We start from the raw sequence: 20,557 nt of genomic DNA on the forward strand, positions 1-20,557 counted from the left end.
AAATTGCACTGCAAAAGTAGAGGTTCTTTTTGAAATATGCAATATCTTTGCAGAAAAAAATGAAAAAATGAATACAATAGGCTTAGGAAATGCTTTGGTTGATGTTTTATTGCGGTTGGATAGCGATGATGTACTGACGAAAGTAGGAATAAAGAAGGGAGCAATGGATATGATCAACCAGGAACAGATGGTTGCAATCCGTAAAACACAGGAACGTTTGGAAAGAAGCCAGGCTCCGGGTGGTTCAGTCTGTAACACCATGCGTGCTATGGCATGCCTTGGGGCAAATGCCGGTTTTATAGGTAAGATAGGAACCGATTCGGTTGGTGAATTTTATGAACAAGCGCTTAAAGATGCCAATGTTGCTCCTTACTTTATTAAAACACCCGGTATTTCCGGTAGCTGTACGGTGTTGATCTCGAAAGATGGAGAACGCTCTATGGGGACATTCCTCGGACCGGCTCCTACAATCACACCGGATGAGATAAAAGAAGATATCTTGAGCAGGTACAATTGCATTTATATAGAAGGTTATCTTTTAGTGAATGAAGAACTGGTTCGTTCAACGATGCAGAAAGCCAAAAAGTTAGGCTTGAAAGTAGCTCTCGATTTATCTAATTTTAATATTGTCAATGCTTTCAAAGGATTATTGGATGATATAATCCCCAACTATGTCGATATTCTTTTTTCAAACGAAAGTGAAGCCGAAGCTTTTACAGGACTGAATGCTCACGAAGCCGTCAAAAAACTTTCCGGTATGGTGAAAGTTTCTTTGGTTACATTGGGCAAGGAAGGTGCATTGGTCGGTAGCAACGGCCAGATTATATCTGTTCCCGCAGAAGGAGGTAAGCCTATCGATACAACCGGTGCAGGCGATCATTTTGCAGCCGGCTTCCTTTATGGCCAGTCTGTCGGTGCCACTTTGGAGCAATCAGCCCGTATCGGTTCGCTTCTGGCAGGATATATTATAGACGTGATCGGAGCCCGGATTCCGGATGATAAATGGGAACAAATAAAGTTAAAAGTAGATACGATATTATCCTGAAATGTGTTTTATGCATACATTTACATCCTTAATTAACTAAATATTCTATGTATAAGCAGATACGACGAGAAAGATTGATAGGTTTGTTTTGTTTATTACTCCTCTTCGGGAGTATTATGCCGGGACAGGCTCAAAAAGATAACCGCTTTGAGGTGAGTAAGAACCTCGATATTTTCAATGCGCTGGTAAAAGAAGTTGAAATGTTTTATGTAGACTCCGTTGATGTGGAGAAGACAGTGCGTAGAGGGATCAACAGCATGTTGGGTAGTCTCGACCCTTACACCGAGTACTATCCGGAGCAGGAAATGGACAAGCTGAAAATGATGACTACCGGCGAATACGGTGGAATAGGATCTTATATCCGTGGACGCCAGGAAGGTGGCGTATATATTATCGAACCGTTTGAAGGGATGCCTGCAGCATTGGCCGGACTTCAGGCCGGTGACCGGATCCTGGCTATCGATACAGTGGATGTGACAGAAAAATCATCTGATGAAGTAAGTAACCTTTTGAAAGGAGTACCTAATACAAAGATGGTATTGAAGATACAACGTCCCAATGAAAAGAAGCCGCGTGAAGTGGAACTTTTACGTAAGCAAATCCTGGTAGATCAGGTTACTTACTACGGTGTGCGTGGTGATGGTGTCGGTTATATCTATCTAAAAGGATTTACCGATAAAAGTGCTCAGGAAGTAAAGAATGCTTTTGAAGACCTGAAGAAAAATCATCAGATTAAATCGTTGATCCTCGACTTACGTAATAATGGAGGCGGTTTGCTGGAAAGCGCGACACAGATTGTCAGTATGTTTGTTCCGAAAGGGAAAGAAGTGGTTTCGACCAAAGGGAAGATCAGCCAGTGGGACCGTACCTATCGTACGGCTAACGAACCGTTGGATACGGTTATGCCGATGGCAGTCCTGATTAACGGCAACTCCGCTTCTGCCGCTGAAATCGTTTCAGGTTCATTACAGGATATGGACCGTGCCGTATTGGTGGGACAGCGGTCTTTTGGAAAAGGATTGGTTCAGTCTACACGTGAACTGCCTTATAATGGTAGCGTGAAGATCACGATGAGTAAATATTATATACCCAGCGGCCGTTGTATACAGCAAATGGACTATACGCATCGGAAAGCTGACGGCAGTGTAGCTGCTATTCCGGATAGCCTGACATCGGTATTTTATACATCTAAAGGACGTCCGGTACGTGACGGTGGCGGTGTTCGTCCCGAGTTCGAAATAGAAGAGGAAGAAATGCCGACTATGATGTATTATCTGGCTACCGATTTTGTGTTGCTTGACTTTGTAACGAATTGGGCGCAGAAACATAAGACGATCCCTCCCGTAGATGAGTTTACTGTTTCGGATGAGGATTTTGAAGCTTTCAAAAACTATGCAAAGGAAAAGAATTTCACTTACGATCGTCAGAGCGAGAAAGTTCTGAAGAATCTGAAGGAGATTGCCAAGTTTGAAGGGTATATGAATAGCGACTCGACAATCTTTAATGAACTGGAAGCCCGCTTGACTCCGAACCTGGACAGAGATTTCGAGCTTTATAAAGACCAGATCAAGAAACTGATGGCCTCAGAAATAATAAAACGTTACTATTTCCAGAAAGGGGAGTTGCTGGAAAGCCTGAAGGATGACAAAGTACTTGAAAAGGCCATCGAGGTTTTAGGTAATCAGGAATTATATAATAAAACATTAAGTACCCCGGAAGAAGGTGATGCGAAACCTGTTGAAGACAAATCCAAACCTTCCGCCGGAGGAAATATAGCTTATGTCTTTGATCAGACAATAGGATAATCCTCTACTTATAATTAAGTATATCGGGAACTGACAGGCTGAATTTTGATACCTGTATTTGTTTCCTGATATACTTTTTTGTTTTAATACCTTCCGTTTTACTGCTTAAAAACAGTCCGGTAGTTACATCGTTCAAATAACATCTGTTGTAATATACAAGGATTTTTTTCAAATATGTTTATCTTTGCCCGCATAGAAGCGCATCATGAATGAGAAGGCATACATAAAACTATTCAATTATATTTTCGCGAATCATCGTGAACGGTACATTCGGTTTGCATATTCATATACCTATAATCGTGAAGTAGCAGAAGATCTGGTTGCAGAGAGCCTGATGTACTATTGGGAGAACCGTAACAAACTGGATGATGTGAGAGATATTCCTTTATATATATTGATCATCATTAAAAATCGATGCCTGGATTATTTACAGAGGGAGCATACGTGGAATAATATCGCAGAAAATCTGTTATCTAATAAAGAGTGGGAACTTCAAATGCGCATATCCAGCCTGGAAGCCTGCGAGCCGGAAGCGTTATTCAGTAAGGAAGTGCAAGATCTTATTCAAAAAACACTGGATAAATTGCCTGAAAAATCAAGCCGTATCTTTATCATGAGCCGTTATGAAGGGAAAAGTTATCAAACGATAGCCAAGGAAACGAATCTGTCTGTAAAAAGCGTTGAGTTTCATGTCAGTAAAGCATTGGCAGCCCTGCGAAAAGAATTAAAAGATTATCTGCCGGCCCTTCTGTTTGTCTTTGACTTCTTCTATAAATAAAAAAAAATCATTTTTTCTTTTAGGGTATTTGTTCCTTTATTCGCCCTTATTATAGAAACAGGAAAAAATGGAGCAAAAGTTATTACATAAGATGTTCAGTGGGCAGGCTACGGATGACGAGCTGACACAAATTCGTCAATGGGTAAATGAATGCAAAGAGAATAGAGATTCATTCTATCATGAGCGTGCTTTTTTTGATGCGCTTCAATTTAACGATGTTAATATAGATGTGCGTGTACGCAAACGCTCGGTAACTTTCTGGAAATGGGCTGGGAGTGTCGCTGCTGCCGTCATTGCTTTACTTCTGTTTTTTAATGTACCAACCCATTTCGAAAACAATTCTCCACGGGAGATTGCCTTTAATACGATTAAAGTACCTGCCGGACAGCGGGTAGAAGTAACCCTGGCTGATGGAACCCATCTTTGGTTGAATGCCCGGTCTGAGTTTTCTTATCCGGTATCTTTTAATGGAGACAAACGTGAGGTACATTTAAAAGGAGAAGCTTTTTTCGACGTGGCCAGAGACGAAAATAAAAAGTTTATTGTGAATACCGGACGTTGTGAAGTCGAAGTTTTAGGTACTCAGTTTAATGTGGATGCTTATGGCGAAGATGATTTCTCAACGGCCCTCTTAAGAGGAAGCGTAAAAGTTACCGACAAATCTCAATCAAATGAATCAGTTGTGTTAGAACCAAATAATGCAGTCAGACTTGATAATGGAAAACTGACTGTTACTCCCATCACCGATTTCAGTCCTTACAGTTGGAAAGACGGAGTCATCGCATTTAAGGATATCAACTTTGAAGTTTTGATGAAGAAACTGGAGAAGAATTATGGTATCCGTATAACGGTTGAAAATTCCGGTCTGGATAATTATGCATGTAGTGGAAAGTTCCGTATTTCAGATGGAATTGAAGAGGTGTTGAGAGCATTGCAGCAAGACGCCCGTTTTACTTTTGAATGGGATAGTGGAGAAGAAATTCGTATTCAATAACATTAAATTATACAGCCTATGAGATGATTTAAAAATCGAAATGAGGGATAGCTATGCCCCAATGTGAAAATTAATCTAATATCATTCTTAAACTATCACAAACATGAAGAAAAGAAAAGTATGTGTATCTCGTATTTTAAAGATGGCCTTTTTGTTCTTCTTTTCCAGCTCTATCTGTTTACAGGCAGAAATGGTAAAGTCACAGAACGTACGGATTACACTTAGTAAAAACAATGTCAGGTTGGAAAATATATTAAACGATATTGAGAGCCAGACGAATTTGTTATTCATTTATAATAAAAACGTGAATGTTAACCGTAAAGTATCAATTGAGGCTAATAATATATCTTTGGAGGAAGTCTTGAAGAACTTATTCGATAACAACGTTATTTACAAAATCGAAGGATCTTATATCGTTCTTTCCCCATCCGCGATAACAGAAGTCAAACAACAGGCCAAAATAATTACGGGAAACATTGTCGATCAGAATGGCGATCCTGTCATTGGAGCTAACGTTGTAGAAAAAGGTACTACCAATGGGACTATTTCGGATGTAAACGGTCAATTTACATTGAACGTCCAGCAAAAGAATCCGATATTGGTTGTCTCTTATATCGGTTTTACGACAAAAGAAATTCCTGTCGGGAATGCCTCTGCTTTGAATATTAAATTATCAGAAGACTCTGAGACACTGGATGAAGTAGTAGTTGTTGGATATGGTGTTCAGAAGCGCGCTTCGGTAACAGGCTCGGTAGCCTCTCTCCTGTCTAAAGATATTGCAACAGTTAAAACGCCTAATGTAAGTAACGCACTGGCTGGTAAACTCCCTGGATTGCGTGCCGTACAAAGAAGCGGTGCACCGGGCGATGATGATGCCAGTATCGATATCCGTGGTTATGGTAATGCACTGGTTATTGTAGATGGTGTAGAGCGTGATTTTAAGCAAATCGATGCCAACGATATCGAATCTATCAGTATTTTGAAGGATGCTTCGGCTGCCGTTTATGGATTCAAAGGGGCGAACGGCGTTATTCTTGTTACAACTAAAAAAGGGGAAGTAGGAAAGCCGAAGATCAATTACAATGGTTACGTCGGCATACAGAATATAACCCGTTATCCTGAGTACTATAACGGATATGAGTATGCAACCCTGTATAATGAAGCCCAACAGAATATAGGAATAGCAGCTCCTTATTCAGCAGAAGACCTGGAACGTTTCCGGCAAGGGATTGGCACGACAGACTGGTATGACGAGGTCATTCGTAAAACGGCTCCAACTACTTATCATAACCTGAGTGTTTCCGGAGGTGCGGAGAAGGTGAAATATTTCTTCTCTTTAGGATTAACAGATCAGGAAGGAATTTATCGGTCAAAAGCATTTAATTATAAAAAATACAATGTACGTTCCAATATTAGTGCTGAAATTGTAAAAGGGTTTACTGTCGACCTGCAATTAAGCGGACGGTTGGACACACGAATGAAACCATATGAAGCGGAGCCTTTGAGTCGTAGTATTCAGATGGCAAAACCGGTGTTTCCTGTTTATGCAAATGATAATCCTGATTATTGGTCTAATCCTGGAGATAAAGGAAATCCGGTTCATCTGTCTGATATTGATAATGTCGGGTATGACAGGAGAGATCGCCGTGAGTTTAATGGATCGATTGGCTTGAACTGGGAAATACCTTGGGTGAAAGGGCTGTCCGCTAAAGCTTTATTATCTTATGATTATAACAATAAATATAGTAGGAAATGGTATAAAGAATATTATGAATATGCTTATGATGCAACTGCTGATGTCTATAATGCTTCCGGCAGTCATACCATTTCTGAGTTGACGACTCAGAACGATAATTATTTCAGGCCGAATGGGCAACTGTCTATGAACTATAAGAATACATTCGGCAAACACGATTTAGGAGCATTGATATTGTGGGAATTTAATAATGATCGTACTGATATTTTGAAAGCATACCGTCAATTTACGGTTGGAGCGATCGATCAGATGGATGCAGGAGATAAAACAAATATGAACAATGGTGGAACGGCACGCGTTTCTGCCCATGCCGGTTTGGTTGGTCGTATCAACTATGCATACGATAATCGATATCTGGCAGAAATAAGTTTTCGTTACGATGGTTCCTATAAATTTGCACCGGATAACCGTTGGGGATTTTTCCCGGCTGTATCTTTAGGATGGCGTGTTTCGGAAGAAGCATTCTTCAAAGAAGCATTGCCGGTGGTTGATAACTTCAAAATCAGAGGATCATATGGTAAAGTCGGTGATGAGGGTGTCACCGGATATACAGATGATGATGAGAATAATGGTAAATACAGAGCCTACCAATATTTAACAGGTTATCTGTATCCGTCAGGAAGTTATGTGTTGGGATCAGGAGGTGTAACGAATGGAGCCAAAGACAGAGGTATGCCTAATCTGGCTTTAACCTGGTACGAATCCAAGACAGCTAATATTGGGTTTGAAGCATCTGTATTATCCGGTTTGGTAAATGTGGAGTTTGATTATTTTATTCGCAAACGAACCGGACTTTTAACAAAACGTCAATTGACGTTACCTACGACATTCGGCCAAGAACTACCGGTAGAAAATTTGAACTCAGATAAAAATCAGGGGTTTGAAATCGTTTTAGGACACCGTCATAAGATCGGAGATTTTACTTATGATGTAAAGGCAAACTTTTCAACGACCCGTATTTATAATGAACATGTTGAGCGTGCAGCTTCTGCTAATATGTATGACGATTGGAGAAACAATAGTAATAATCGTTATAAAGATATCCAGTGGGGCAAAGTTTGCATCGGACAGTTTGAAAGCTGGGAAGAAATTCTAAACTCTCCGATCCAGGATAATAACGGAAATAAATCACTGATGCCGGGTGATCTGAAATTTCAGGATTGGAATAATGATGGGATCATTGATGGGAAAGACGATCAACCTATCGGACATGGAAATACTCCCCGGATGTATTATGGTCTGAATCTTTCCGGAGAATATAAAGGCTTTGATCTGACTCTGTTTTTTCAGGGAGCAGCAGGACATGAAGTATTTACAAGTGGTGATTTTATGTCTCCGTTTATCCAGCAAGGTCTCGGTAGCGGTATAACACTTTGGTTAGACCGCTGGCATAGGGAAGATCCGTCCGATATGTCAAGTGAATGGATTCCGGGGTATATGCCTGCACTTCGTCCGACCGGATTTTCAGCAAATGCCGGTAATAATACCTGGACAAAACAAAAAGCAAACTATTTGCGACTGAAAACTATTGAATTAGGTTATACTTTCCCGAAAAAATGGATGCAAAGGGCAGGTATTGAGAACTTGCGTATATATGTAAATAGTTTCAATACGGCAACGATAACCAGCCGCACCGGAATAATGAAGTATATGGACCCTGAAAATAGCGACGGTATGTTCCGTTATTATCCGCAAATGAAAACATTTAACTTCGGTGTTAACCTAACATTCTAAAAATAAGAAACGATGAAGACAACAATTATAAAGAATATTGGATGTGGACTGCTTTTATTGAGTGTGACGGCTTGTACTGATTATCTTGAAAAAGAGTCCTTCGACATCATTACTCCTGAACAAGTATGGCAAGATCCGAAATTGATTAATGGCGTAATGGTTAATTTGTATGATGGTTTGAATTTAGAAGATTTTAATTATTGGTATCGTGATGCATGGCGTTTGCAAAATGCATCTTCCATGTCTGATGACGCTCAGGGATCCTTTCAAAAAGATCCTCTTTTCGATAATGGAAATGCAACCTATACGTATGAAGATGCATTATTTGAGCAGAAATTCTCTGATCGCTATAAGAATATAAGAAATTGTAATGACTTTATAAGCCAATTGGAGGATGCGACGGCATTGTCGGATACTGAGAAGAAATTGCTTTTGGCAGAATCCCGTTTCTTGCGTGCAATGCATTATTTTACCTTAGTGAAACGGTATGGAGGTGTGCCTCTTATCAGCGAACCGCAAGTCTATGACCCTGATAATCTGGAATCATTGATGGTTCCCCGCAATAAAGAAGTCGAGGTCTACGATTTTATTATAAAGGAGTGTCAGGAAGCTTCACTGGATCTTCCGGATACAAGAAACGCGGATGTCAAGTACCGGGCCAATAAATATGTAGCGTTAGCATTATGCTCCCGTGCTGCATTATATGCCGGTTCGATTGCGCGTTATGGTAAGGTACAGCTGGATGGTCTTGTCGGTGTCCCATCTTCCGAAGCAAATCGTTTTTTTCAGGCCTCTTATGATGCATCTAAGGCTATTATAGAATCCGGTTTTTATGATTTATATAATAAAAAACCGGATAATAAAGCTCAGAACTATTGCGACATGTTCCTGAATGGGAACGGAGATAACGGGGAATATATTTTCCAAAAGCAGTATAATGTAGCCGGAGGAAAAGGACATGACTGGGACAAACGTAACGCTCCATTCTCTTATCGTGCCGGTGGCTGGGGGTGTGGTATCGCTCCAACTCTGGAAATGGTAGAAGCTTATGAGTATGTGGATGGTTCCGAAGGTACATTGAAATTGGAAGAAAATGGCAAACCTCTTCGTTTTGATAACCCTTATGATGTTTTCTCCAATAAGGATCCACGTCTTTTCGCTTCGGTTTATTTACCGGGTTCTCCTTGTCAGGGTAGTAATATAGACTGGAGAAGAGGGATTATCGCTTCGGATAATGAAAGGTATCAGGCAACAAGCCAACCGGACGGAGGAAATACTGTAGAAATTAACGGCATAACCTATAATACTTCAGGTAAAGACGGAGGGGCTGATGCCGGAGATGCATCTAAGACCGGTTTCTATCAGAAGAAGTTCTGGGACGAGACGTTGACCGATATGAATATGGGCAAGTCCGAAACTCCATGGCCTGTATTTCGTTTAGGAGAAATTTATCTAAATTTGGCGGAAGCAGCGATGGAGTTGAATAAATCTTCAGAAGCGTTGGAGGCTGTCAATGAAATTCGTGAGCGTGCCGGAATAGCCTTATTGTCAAATATCAATATGGAAAAGATACGTCACGAACGTAGAGTTGAGCTCGCATTTGAAGGACATCGCTTCTGGGATATGAAACGTTGGAGGATCGCTCATTTGGATGTAGCACAAGGTGGTTTGAACGGATTCAGAGGGACAGCCTTGTATCCCTGGTATGATATTCGTGATGGCAAATATGTGTTTGAAAGAGGATATAACTCTCCGAAGCAATTACGTATTTTCCTTGAAAAGAATTATTATACGAAGATCAATCAGGACGATATGAATTCGAATCCGAATCTTGTTCAGAATCCGGGCTTTACAAATTAATCATCTAACTAAGAAATTCGATATGAAAAAGATAAGTTTATTACTGCTGACTGTTTGCTCATTATGCTTTACGAGCTGTTTGAGTGACCTGGATAATTACGACTCTCCTAACGGAGGTATCAAGGGACAAATACTGGATGCCGGAACGAATGAACCGATCCCTTTACCCGTACAGGGATCTACCGGAGTTATAATCAACATGTTCGAACAGAATACGGAGGCAACGCAATCGGTCGATTTTTATGCTAAAATGGATGGATCGTACGAGAATGCAAAGCTGTTCAATTGTGATTATAAAATCGTGGTAAATGGTCCGTTTGTTTCCCCCTGCGAAGAATTTGTAACAGTGAAAGGACAAACAACCTTAGACCTGAAAGCGACTCCTTATGCAAGGATTGAAGCTTCTGTTCAGGTAAACGGAAAGAAGATTGCCATTACATACAAAGTTATTCCGACAAGTTCCAACTTTAATGTCTCCGAAGTATATGGTTATTGGAATTTTGCTCCGGGAGTGGATAATGGAAGTGCTAATCAGGCAGGAAAGCAAACTGTCAGGGAGTTGGAAGGAACTATCGTTTTTGACTTGGAAAACGATAAAAACTATCAGGACAATTTGTACAAAATACAGGGTAATGGCAACAAAATATATGTGCGCGTCGGTGCTAAGACCGAAGGTGCAATTAATTATAGTACCATCGTAGAAACTGTAGTACAATAAATAACCCCGGGCACAGGTGTCCAACGAAACGGATACCTGTGCCCTCCTTATTCTTTAGAACATGAAAAAAAGTATCTTACTCATCAGTCTGGCTCTTTTACCGTTTACGGGATATAGCCAAAATGTTTTACCGGACTGGGCTTTAGGTGGGTTTGTCAGGCCGGAGAAGGCAAATCCGATCATTACCCCTAATCCTTCCAGCCAGTTCGACTGTCCTATGCAAGGCAAAAAGATAGGATGGGAGGAAAGCGATGTATTTAATCCGGCAGCAACAGTCAGAGACGGTAAAATCTGTATTCTGTATCGCGCAGAAGATAATTCGGCGACAGGCATTGGAAAACGCACTTCACGTATCGGGCTGGCAGAGTCGGAAGACGGTATTCATGTACAACGTCGAAGTACGCCTGTCTTGTATCCGGACAAGGATAATATGAAGGAATATGAGTGGCCGGGAGGATGTGAAGATCCCCGGGTGGCCATGACGGAAGAGGGTGTATATGTAATGGCTTATACGTCATGGAACCGGAAAGTACCACGTCTCTGTATTGCAACTTCCCGTGATTTGATCAAATGGGAAAAACATGGTCCCGCTTTTGCAAAAGCTTATAACGGACGTTTCAAAGATATGGCATGTAAATCCGGTTCAATGGTGACGAAAATAGAACATGGCAAACAGGTTCTGGCCAAAATAGATGGAAAGTATTTCATGTATTGGGGTGAACATATGGTGGGTGCTGCAACTTCGGATGATTTGGTAAACTGGACTCCGGTATTGGATGACAAAAATGAATTGGCTGTCGTTATCAAACCGCGCGACCAGTACTTTGATAGTGCATTGACAGAATGTGGCCCTCCTGCTGTAATGACCGATAAAGGTATCGTATTGCTTTACAACGGTAAGAACCAGACAAACGATCACAGACGCGACAAGCGTTTCACTGCTGGTGCTTACTGTGCCGGCCAGATCCTGACGGACGCAAAAGATCCGATGAAGGTTCTGCAGCGTCTCGATGTGCCTTTCTTCCGTCCGATGGCATCCTTTGAAAAGAGCGGACAGTATGTGGATGGAACGGTTTTTATCGAAGGGTTGGTCTTTTTCAAGAACAAATGGTATCTCTACTACGGATGTGCAGATTCACAGGTGGGTGTAGCTGTTTATGATCCGGAAAAGAAAACACCGGGAGATCAGATTCCAGGCTCCCTGACCCAGGCGCAGACTCAAAATTATTATCGGAATCCGGATAAAATATATCTGGATTCCAAGTCCGGACACAACGGCGATTTTTCCTGGCAAATGTATAAAGCCGATGAAATAAAAGATCCTGCAGAGAAAATTTCACGTCCCGGTTATCAGTCCGGAGAATGGATGCCGGCAATTGTTCCGGGTACGGTCTTGAACTCACTCGTTCATAACAAAGTTTATCCCGAGCCCTATTATGGCTTGAATAATAAACTGGATAAGGATATTATCCCGGATCTGGCAAAGGTGGGGCGTGAATTTTATACCTATTGGTTTCGTACCGAATTTAATATACCGGAGAGTTATAAAGATAAAATAGTTTGGCTCCAGGTGGATGGAATCAATTATCGCGCAGAGATCTGGGTGAATGGTCAGTTGTTGAGTTGTATGTCGGGTATGTTCAGACAGGACTATATCAACATAACGGACTATGCACAGGTCGGTAAGGCGAATGCTCTGGCCATTAAAGTTTATCCGGTAGATGTGCCGGGAACGATTAAGCCTAAACGCTGGGGAGCTGTCGGTGAATTTCATAATGGAGGTGATGGTAATATCGGATTGAATACGACCATGCTGATGAGTGTCGGCTGGGACTTTACGTTTAATGATGGTATCCGCGACCGCAATACCGGTATTTGGAAGAATATCAGTTTGTATGCCACAGACAAAGCCGTTCTACGAAATCCTTTCATCAAATCGGATTTGGCCAAGCCCGGTTATGATTTATCCAGGCAGACTGTTAGTGTGGAAGTCACAAACCCGACTCAGCAGAAGGTTAAATGTCTTGTTAAAGGTGAAATTGTCGGTGAGAACATCTCTTTCAGTAAAGAGATTGAAATGTTCAGAGGGGAAAGGAAAGAAGTCACTTTTACTGCAGATGAATTTCCCCAGTTGATAATTAAAAATCCACGTTTGTGGTGGCCTTTATTTAAAGGAAAACCTGAACTTTATGAATTGAAAATGACAGCTCTTGTAGACGGGAAGATATCCGATGAGGTTAAAACTCGTTTTGGTATCCGGGAAATCACATCCGATCAAAATACACCGGATCAATCACGTCAGTTCTATGTCAATGGAAAGAAAGTTTTTATTCGTGGAACCAACTGGATACCGGAAGGTATGCTTCGTACGTCAGACGAACGCACGTATGCCGAACTTCGTTATACCAAGCAATCGGGTATAAATCTGATCCGTATGTGGGGAGGTGGCATAGCCGAGTCCGATTACTTTTTTCAGTTGTGTGATGAAATGGGGTTTCTGGTCTGGCAGGAGTTCTGGATGACAGGAGATACGAAGCACCCTCACGATGCTGATCTCTATCTTAGTAATGTTGAGGCGACCGTCAAGCGTCTGCGCAACCATCCGTCGTTGGCTTATTATGTTTCTTCGAATGAAAGTACCGAGATGCCGGGAGCCAAAGATTTGATTATGAAATTGGATGGAACCAGAGGATATCAGATGCAATCGGAATGTGACGGAGTACACGATGGCAGTCCTTATAAACAGGTCAATCCAATGCAACATTATGAAAATACAGCCTCAGAACGTGGTAGTCGTGTAGACGGCTTCAATCCGGAATACGGTGCTCCGACAATCCCGACTATTGAAACTTTGCGGGAAGTGATGGATGAGAAGGATTTATGGCCGATCAACAAAGAGGTATGGGATTATCATGATGGTGGCGGTTTCCATCTGATGACGTCCATGTATACGGATCTGACAAACAACTATGGAACGTCTTCTTCCATTGAAGAGTTCGTAGCCAAAGGACAATTGGTAGGGGCAATGAATTCCAAATCGATATGGGAAGTGTGGAACTATAACAAGTTTGATTATGGCGATCGTTATGCTTCCGGCCTGTTATTCTGGTATCATAATTGTCCGGTACGCCAGGTGTGTGCCCGTATGTGGGATTATTCCCTGGAACCGACTGCATCGCTTTATCATACGCAAAATGCCCTGGCGCCGTTGCATCCCCAGTTTGATTACCTGAAGAATACGGTTTCTGTGTACAATGATTATTATCGTTCGTTTAAAGGGTATAAGGTAACGGCCGAGGTGTATGATATAAAAAGTAAGAAGGTCTGGGCGAAGAGCCAGACGGTAGACTTACCGGAGGATGGTGTTGCCAATGACGTTTTTGTCATCGACTTTCCTGCGAATATTTCCCAGGTACATTTCATAAAACTTTATTTGTATGATGATAGGGGTAAATTGGTGTCGGATAATTTTTATTGGCGTTCCAATGATAAATATGAAGGTTCAAAAACGTTGACGGGGCCGACTTCTTCCGGGTTTGAGAGTCTGGCCGATTTGAAGGAAGTGGCACTTAAGGTAAAGTCCGGTGTCTCTAAAAAGGAAGATTGGCAGGTAATGGAACTGAGTATTCAAAATCCATCTTCTTCAATCGCATTCTTCGTTCAGTTGCAATATATAGATCAAAACGGAAAACCGGTGAGACCTAGTTTCTACAGCGATAATTTCTTTTCTCTATTACCGGGAGAGTCTAAAAAAGTAGTTGTAGAAACAGCTCTAAAAAATCTTCCGGAGAAGGGACGGTTTATTGTGAAGGGATGGAATGTGAAATCTCAAGATGTCAAGGTCGTTTTTGCACGATAACAGGGAGTGTTATGCCCATGCCCTTCACCTGTCACAATCAATATATATTATTGTAAAACAGTAGGTTATTGTGAAGGCAGACGTTTCACAAGGGGGATGTTGCTTTAACAAAAAAGTCTTGTCTTTTGAATATAAAAGTCCTGTCTTAACATTTCAAAAGTCAGGACTTTTCCAACGGGTAGTTACCGGAGAAAAAGCGGTGACTACCCGTTGGTTGTCGGGTGCTTACCGGTTTCCGATAGGGCAGGTATTTGATGCTGTCGCAAGGACGTGTCACAGGAAAAAGCATATATACAGCTAGTTGCAAGGTGTGACGGGTGAGACGTGTCCGGGCGGACTCGGTGGATAACGCGTGTTTCTGTTTATTTATTTGAACTTGATATGTAAAACAACCAACTCAGATACTGTTCCGACCCGGTAAGGCGGCCCGGCTATGCCGATCCCCGATGAAACATAAAACTGGGTCGGACCTTTTTTATAATATCCGTAAGGACATTCGTAAATAAGCTTCATCAGTAGTGGATAAGGCCATAATTGTCCGTTGTGGGTATGGCCGTGGAGTCCCAGATCTACACCATTCATTGTCATCTCGGCGAACGACCAGGGTTGATGATCCATTACGATAATCGGTTTGGTCGTATCGATATCGGCCATCAGGGTATGTAATGCATTACGTTTTTTATTGACATAATCGTCTCTGCCGATCAGATAGAAAGAAGAGTCGGGCTGCACTACCGAGTCGATCAGTAATGTTGCTCCCGTCTTTTTCAGCCAACGGTATTTGGCAAAGCGGTTGGCGCGGTATTCATGGTTACCGTTAACCACATAAACACCTAGGGGGGTCTTTAACTGTTGCAGGTCGTCTTCTATGTGTTCGTTTTCAGCAAACCGCGATTCGTAGTCCATGATATCTCCTACCAGGAGCACCATGTCCGGATGTTGTGCATTACTCATTGCCACATATCGTTGAACCATTTTTTTTCCTATCACTTCCCCGATATGCAGGTCGCTCATCATCACGATGGTCAGGCTGTCGCGCTGGCTGGAACCTTTGGGTAGCGTAACATACACTTCTTTGACAATCGGATGGGCTACAGTCAGACAAGCTTTGATCATCAAACCGGTGACTCCGATGATAATGAGAAAGAATAAAGTCTGCTTTGTTTCTTTCCAATGAGTAGTTATCCATTGGGGGAACCAGTGGAAAAAACGGTTTGACAACCGGATCACTTCCAGTGTCAGGAGCGAAAGTGTGATGTATATGGAGGCAATATACCAACTGTTGCAGATATATTGTATGGTAGTCATTATGTTATCCGGCAACTCGTTGCGGAAAATAAAGCCAAAGAAATAGAGAGACAGTTCAAGAATGAAGAACAATGCATAAGGAATACGCCAGCTTTTCTTTGCCGGTATTGCCTGGTATCCCCGCCAGAAAATATAGGGATTCAGCAACAATTGTGCTACAATCGATTGAATAAAGACTTTCATACCTTGTTTCTCTTACTTGAACGTGATATTGAATACCACCATTTCACTGTTTGTCCCGATACGGAAAGGGGGACCCCATAACGATAACCCTGAAGATACATAAACGTGGCTGTTACCCCATTGTTTGTATCCGTAGCTTTGTTCGAACAAATGGTCTGTCACCAGACTCATCGGCCAGATCTGTCCGCGGTGCGTATGTCCGCTGAATTGCAGGTCGATACCTGTCTTTGCTGTTTCCTGCAGGTCATACGGTTGATGATCTAAAAGGATAACAGGCTTGGAGGGATCAATGTTTTGTGCCAGTGCCTGAAGGGATAACCGGGAAGGGTTATGGCGGTCGTCACGGCCGGCCAGTTGAAGCCCGTTGGGCAGTGTAACAACCGTATCACGTAACAACCGGATAGGAGTAGACTGGATAAAGTCGACACTTTTCTTTATTCCACTGATATATTCGTGGTTACCGGGTACCATGTAAATGCCTTGCGGCGCCTTCAGTCGCGATAGCTCTTCCTGCATATTTTCAGCATAAAGAGGTGTGACACTGTTATCGATCAGGTCCCCTCCGATAAGGATCAGGTCCGGCTGCTGGGCATTGATCATATTCACATATTTCTTCAACTGTGTCTTGTTTGTTCCATAACCCAGGTGAACATCACTGATAGCGACCACCTTCACCGCCTGTTGATTACTGTTGGCAGACTTGTTGATAACTATGTTGATAACTTCTGTATTAGGGTGTTGATAATGATAATATCCGTAACTTAACAGACAGAGTGTCAGTAGAAAAGATATGTAAAATCCATATTTAAAACTCCCGTTGAAAAGTTTGAATAGATCAAACGCTATCAACGAGAGTACCATATACAATGTGAAGACAAGCCATCCCGTCCCGATCTCATGGATCGTATGAGCCAATACATCCGGATATTTAATATTCCTTGTCAGCATGCTGACAACAAATGAAAGCGCACAACTCCAGAATAAGACTGTCAGGAGCATCTTTACTCCGAAAGGCTGAGCAACAAGTGCTTGCGCTCCTCTAGTAAATATATAGATATTTCCGGCAAAATAAGCGCAGAAGATGGCAATGAAAATTATAGGCATTTTGTCAAATTTTCGGCAAAGATAATGCAAATAGTCTTATTTCGGATATCCTACCGGATTATTCATCATTAACACCTGGCTGTCAGAGAGCTTGAGTATCTTCTTCAGTGCGTTCTGATCCATCGATGCCCGAGGTACGGTTGAAAGGCCTATGCCGGCACAACAGAGATTAATGTTCTGTGACACAATGCCTGCGTCCATCGCTGCCATTAATTTTGTCTGGTCGGAAACATTTCCGAAGCGCGACAGGTCGGATACGAGAACAAGGCAAATCGGAGCATCCTTCACGAAATCCTGTCCTCCTCCAACGGCGGCGCGATGGTCGCCTTTAGCTATGGGATTCAATGCGTGTGCTTTTGCATCATATAGATAAGCACCCTCTTTCATAATTACATAAACATCGATGTCCTGTTTATTCAATGCTGAAGGAGCGGTACGTTTCCCGTCTGTACGGTTAATACCATTGGCTGCCCACAACAAGTCTGAAAGGTCCTGAATGTTTACATCCTTTGCTGCATATTCACGGTTGGAATGACGATCGGAAAATGCTTTCATAACAGCTGTTCCACGAGCTTTGTCAGGGGCATTGAGCTTGATAACTTTTAGTTCCTGTGCATTCATTGCGGTGATAAATAATAAAGCGGTTAAAATCAATGAAATCTTTCTCATATCTATATTTATTAATAGTAAGTCTTACAAATTTAAAAGAAATTCATCTAATCAAACAGCAAAATACATCTTTTACATTTCTTTAATCCTGCTAAATACGAACGGTTCGTAGATTCTTTTACATTTGCAACGGATTAACAGTAAATAATAACGATTTATATAAAATATCAATCGATAACTTCTAAATTCTTTAAATTTGATGAAAGAAAAACTGCTCTACTTATTGTTGGTGTTGATGATGGCTGCGCCTTTGTGTGCGCAGAGCCAGAATGCCGCTGATTACACGATCAAGGGACAGGTCGTTGACTCCCTGTCTAATGAAACAGTTCCTTATGCCACATTGAGTATCGCTTTGGCAAGCGCTCCGCAGAATGCGATCAAACTGTTGGCTTGTGATGATGACGGAAAGTTTACTACTACACTGAAGCAACCAGGCAAGTATGTTATGTCTATGCAGTCGTTAGGAAAAGTTCCTGCCGTGAAACGTTTTACCTTGTCTGAAGGCAAGAAGAGCCTGGATTTAGGTAAATTGTTTATGAATGACGATACCCAGCAACTGAATGAAGTGACTGTTGTTGCCCAGAAGCCATTGGTGACGGTGGAAGTCGACAAGATAACCTATAGCTTGGATGACGACCCCGAAGCTAAGACCAATAATGCCCTCGAAATGTTCCGCAAAGTCCCGATGGTAACAGTCGACGGTGAAGACAAGATCCAATTGAAAGGCTCTTCCAACTATAAAATTTATATGAACGGTAAACCTTCCAACCTGCTGAGTGGTGAGAACGCATCGGATGTGTTGAAGAGTATGCCGGCCAGTTCTATCAAGAACATTGAGGTAATTACCGATCCGGGTTCCAAGTATGATGCAGAGGGTGTTGGTGGTATCATCAATATTATCACAAGTAAGAATGCGATGCAGGGATATACAGGTACGGTGCGTGCCAATGCCAGTTCATTGGGTAGTTTTGGTGGCGGTGGTTATGTTTCTTTGAAAGTCGGTAACCTGGGTCTTACTGCAAACTATGGCTATAATAATCGTAATTCGCCATGGAATGATTCTCATAGCGAACGCGAGACATATAAAGATTGGCTGGCCGAAGATAAGCCCACTAAACTGATTGAAGATGGACGTGCCAAAAATAAGGGACCATTCCAATACGGTTATCTGGAAGCTAGTTATGAAATAGATACCCTGAATTTGATCAGCGTAGGTGCTAATTTGTTTAGAGGGAAAAACAAAAGCCTTTCGGAACTGGATGCCGTTTTGAATCCGTTGGGAGGTAATGCTAATGAATCGGTGGTGCCGATTTATAGCTTCCATCGTAACAGTAATTCCGAAAGCACTTTCGGTTCGACAGACGTCAATGTCGATTATCAGCACTCAACCAGTAAAAAAGATGAGTTACTGACAGTTTCCTATCGTTTTAGTCAGTCGCCGAATGATAATGAAAGCCGTACGGAATTATCGGATGTTGTCACCTATTATTTGGAAGAAGATTATCCGAAGTGGAATATTAACGATGCATCGACCATTGAACATACGGGTCAGGTGGATTATACTACTCCTCTTTTTGAAAAACAAACACTTGAAGCCGGTGTGAAATATATCAACCGTCAGAATAAGAGTAACACTCTGGAACAGATCTATGACGATGCGACCGACATTTGGGTGGATCAGAAGAAAGACAATAGCAAGTTCCGTCATACACAACATATTTATTCTGCTTATCTGGGTTATTTGATACGTCTAAATAAATTTGGTATCAAAGCAGGATTACGTGGAGAAGGAACGAGTTTGAATGCCAAGTACGCTTTGAAGCCGGCTCTCGATTTCAGTTCAGATTATTTTGATCTGGTTCCGAATGCCACCCTGACGTATCAGCTGGATATGTCGACCCAGATCCGTTTAGGATATAATATGCGTATCCAGCGACCGGGTATCTGGTATCTGAACCCATATATCAACGATTCTAATCCACAGAATATATCTCAGGGTAATCCTAATCTGGAATCGGAAAAGAGTAATAATGTTAACCTGAACTTCAGCAAGTTTACGCAGAAGTTCAGTATCAATGCCAGCATGAGCTATACCTTTGTTAATAATCCGATTGAAAGCCATTCGTTCGTGGCAGACTTCTTACCTGACGATCCCCGTTCACAATATAATGGCGCGATGTGGAATACCTATAATAACATCGGGAAAAAACAACAGGTTGGTTTGTTCCTGTATGGAAACTGGTCGCCGAATACCTGGTTCCGTATTTACATGAACGGAGGTATTGATTACGTCGATATGAAAGCTCCTACGCTGAATCTTGAAAAAGACGGAGTCAGCGGACGTGTCTTTGCCGGAACACAGTTTACGCTTCCGAAAGATTTCCGTATCAATCTGCATGGCGGTTATTTCAGCCCGTGGATCGAATTACAAAGAGAGAGGTCTCCGTTTTATTTTGCCGGTTTGAATGTCAGTAAGGACTTCTTGAAAAAGAAATTGTCTGTTTCCGTAGGAGCCAACAACCCGTTCTGGAAGACTATGAAAATGGAGACAACAACGAAAAGCGCTGATTTCCATGATGTGTCTACCAACTGGCGCAGTGCCCGCGAATTCCGTTTCAGCATTTCCTACCGTTTCGGTACGATGAAAGGACAGATTAAGAAAGTGAAACGTGGTATCAGCAATGATGACTCGAAAGGTGGTGGTGAAAATAACCAGGGAGGTGGCGAACAGGCTATGTAATTAT

Annotated in this window: 12 protein-coding genes and 1 pseudogene; 10 read left to right on the forward strand and 3 right to left on the reverse strand. The window is 42.0% G+C overall.

The window, feature by feature from the left end:
• Positions 1–67: 67 nt before the first annotated feature.
• The 9 genes and pseudogenes from M1P97_RS04850 (at position 68) to M1P97_RS04890 (ending at position 14,549) form a co-directional block, all read left to right on the forward strand.
• Entirely contained in the window at positions 68–1,045 is a 978-nt protein-coding gene (locus M1P97_RS04850; RefSeq protein WP_249388531.1) for an adenosine kinase, read from the forward strand.
• Positions 1,046–1,092: 47 nt separating this feature from the next.
• Positions 1,093–2,850 carry a S41 family peptidase gene (locus M1P97_RS04855; protein WP_249388532.1) on the forward strand — a complete coding sequence of 586 codons (1,758 nt, stop codon included), beginning with the start codon at positions 1,093–1,095 and terminating at the stop codon, positions 2,848–2,850.
• Positions 2,851–3,055: 205 nt separating this feature from the next.
• Positions 3,056–3,628, forward strand: coding sequence for an RNA polymerase sigma-70 factor (locus M1P97_RS04860; protein WP_195374658.1), 573 nt, complete (start codon positions 3,056–3,058; stop codon positions 3,626–3,628).
• 67 nt (positions 3,629–3,695) lie between these two features.
• On the forward strand, positions 3,696–4,622 hold the full coding sequence (locus M1P97_RS04865; protein ID WP_195374659.1) for a FecR family protein: 927 nt from the start codon (positions 3,696–3,698) through the stop codon (positions 4,620–4,622).
• Positions 4,623–4,725: 103 nt separating this feature from the next.
• A complete protein-coding gene (locus M1P97_RS04870) occupies positions 4,726–8,112 on the forward strand; it encodes a TonB-dependent receptor (RefSeq protein WP_249388533.1) in 3,387 nt (1,128 codons plus the stop codon).
• 12 nt (positions 8,113–8,124) lie between these two features.
• Positions 8,125–9,972 (forward strand): RagB/SusD family nutrient uptake outer membrane protein, encoded by a 1,848-nt coding sequence (locus tag M1P97_RS04875; protein ID WP_249388534.1) that lies wholly within the window; start codon positions 8,125–8,127, stop codon positions 9,970–9,972.
• Positions 9,973–9,994: 22 nt separating this feature from the next.
• Positions 9,995–10,690 (forward strand): DUF3823 domain-containing protein, encoded by a 696-nt coding sequence (locus M1P97_RS04880; RefSeq protein ID WP_229058643.1) that lies wholly within the window; start codon positions 9,995–9,997, stop codon positions 10,688–10,690.
• A gap of 61 nt (positions 10,691–10,751) precedes the next feature.
• Positions 10,752–11,885: pseudogene (locus tag M1P97_RS04885) on the forward strand (glycoside hydrolase family 130 protein); the annotation flags it as partial.
• On the forward strand, positions 11,880–14,549 hold the full coding sequence (locus M1P97_RS04890; protein ID WP_249388607.1) for a glycoside hydrolase family 2 protein: 2,670 nt from the start codon (positions 11,880–11,882) through the stop codon (positions 14,547–14,549). The pseudogene M1P97_RS04885 and the gene M1P97_RS04890, both read left to right, overlap by 6 nt.
• Before the next feature lie 366 nt (positions 14,550–14,915).
• Here the strand turns inward: M1P97_RS04890 and M1P97_RS04895 are convergent, their stop codons facing one another.
• Genes M1P97_RS04895 through M1P97_RS04905 form a run of 3 tightly spaced genes read right to left on the reverse strand, consistent with a single transcriptional unit; the run spans position 14,916 to position 17,813 of the window.
• Complete coding sequence (locus M1P97_RS04895) at positions 14,916–16,040, reverse strand: metallophosphoesterase (RefSeq protein WP_249388535.1); 1,125 nt, start codon at positions 16,038–16,040, stop codon at positions 14,916–14,918.
• Positions 16,041–16,052: 12 nt separating this feature from the next.
• On the reverse strand, positions 16,053–17,144 hold the full coding sequence (locus tag M1P97_RS04900) for a metallophosphoesterase (protein ID WP_249388536.1): 1,092 nt from the start codon (positions 17,142–17,144) through the stop codon (positions 16,053–16,055).
• 36 nt (positions 17,145–17,180) lie between these two features.
• Entirely contained in the window at positions 17,181–17,813 is a 633-nt protein-coding gene (locus tag M1P97_RS04905) for a SagB/ThcOx family dehydrogenase (protein ID WP_249388537.1), read from the reverse strand.
• Positions 17,814–18,012: 199 nt separating this feature from the next.
• Between M1P97_RS04905 and M1P97_RS04910 the strand changes: the two genes are divergently transcribed.
• On the forward strand, positions 18,013–20,553 hold the full coding sequence (locus M1P97_RS04910) for an outer membrane beta-barrel family protein (RefSeq protein WP_195374665.1): 2,541 nt from the start codon (positions 18,013–18,015) through the stop codon (positions 20,551–20,553).
• Positions 20,554–20,557 lie beyond the last annotated feature (4 nt).

Source organism: Parabacteroides leei (assembly GCF_023369805.1).
GTDB lineage: Bacteria > Bacteroidota > Bacteroidia > Bacteroidales > Tannerellaceae > Parabacteroides > Parabacteroides leei.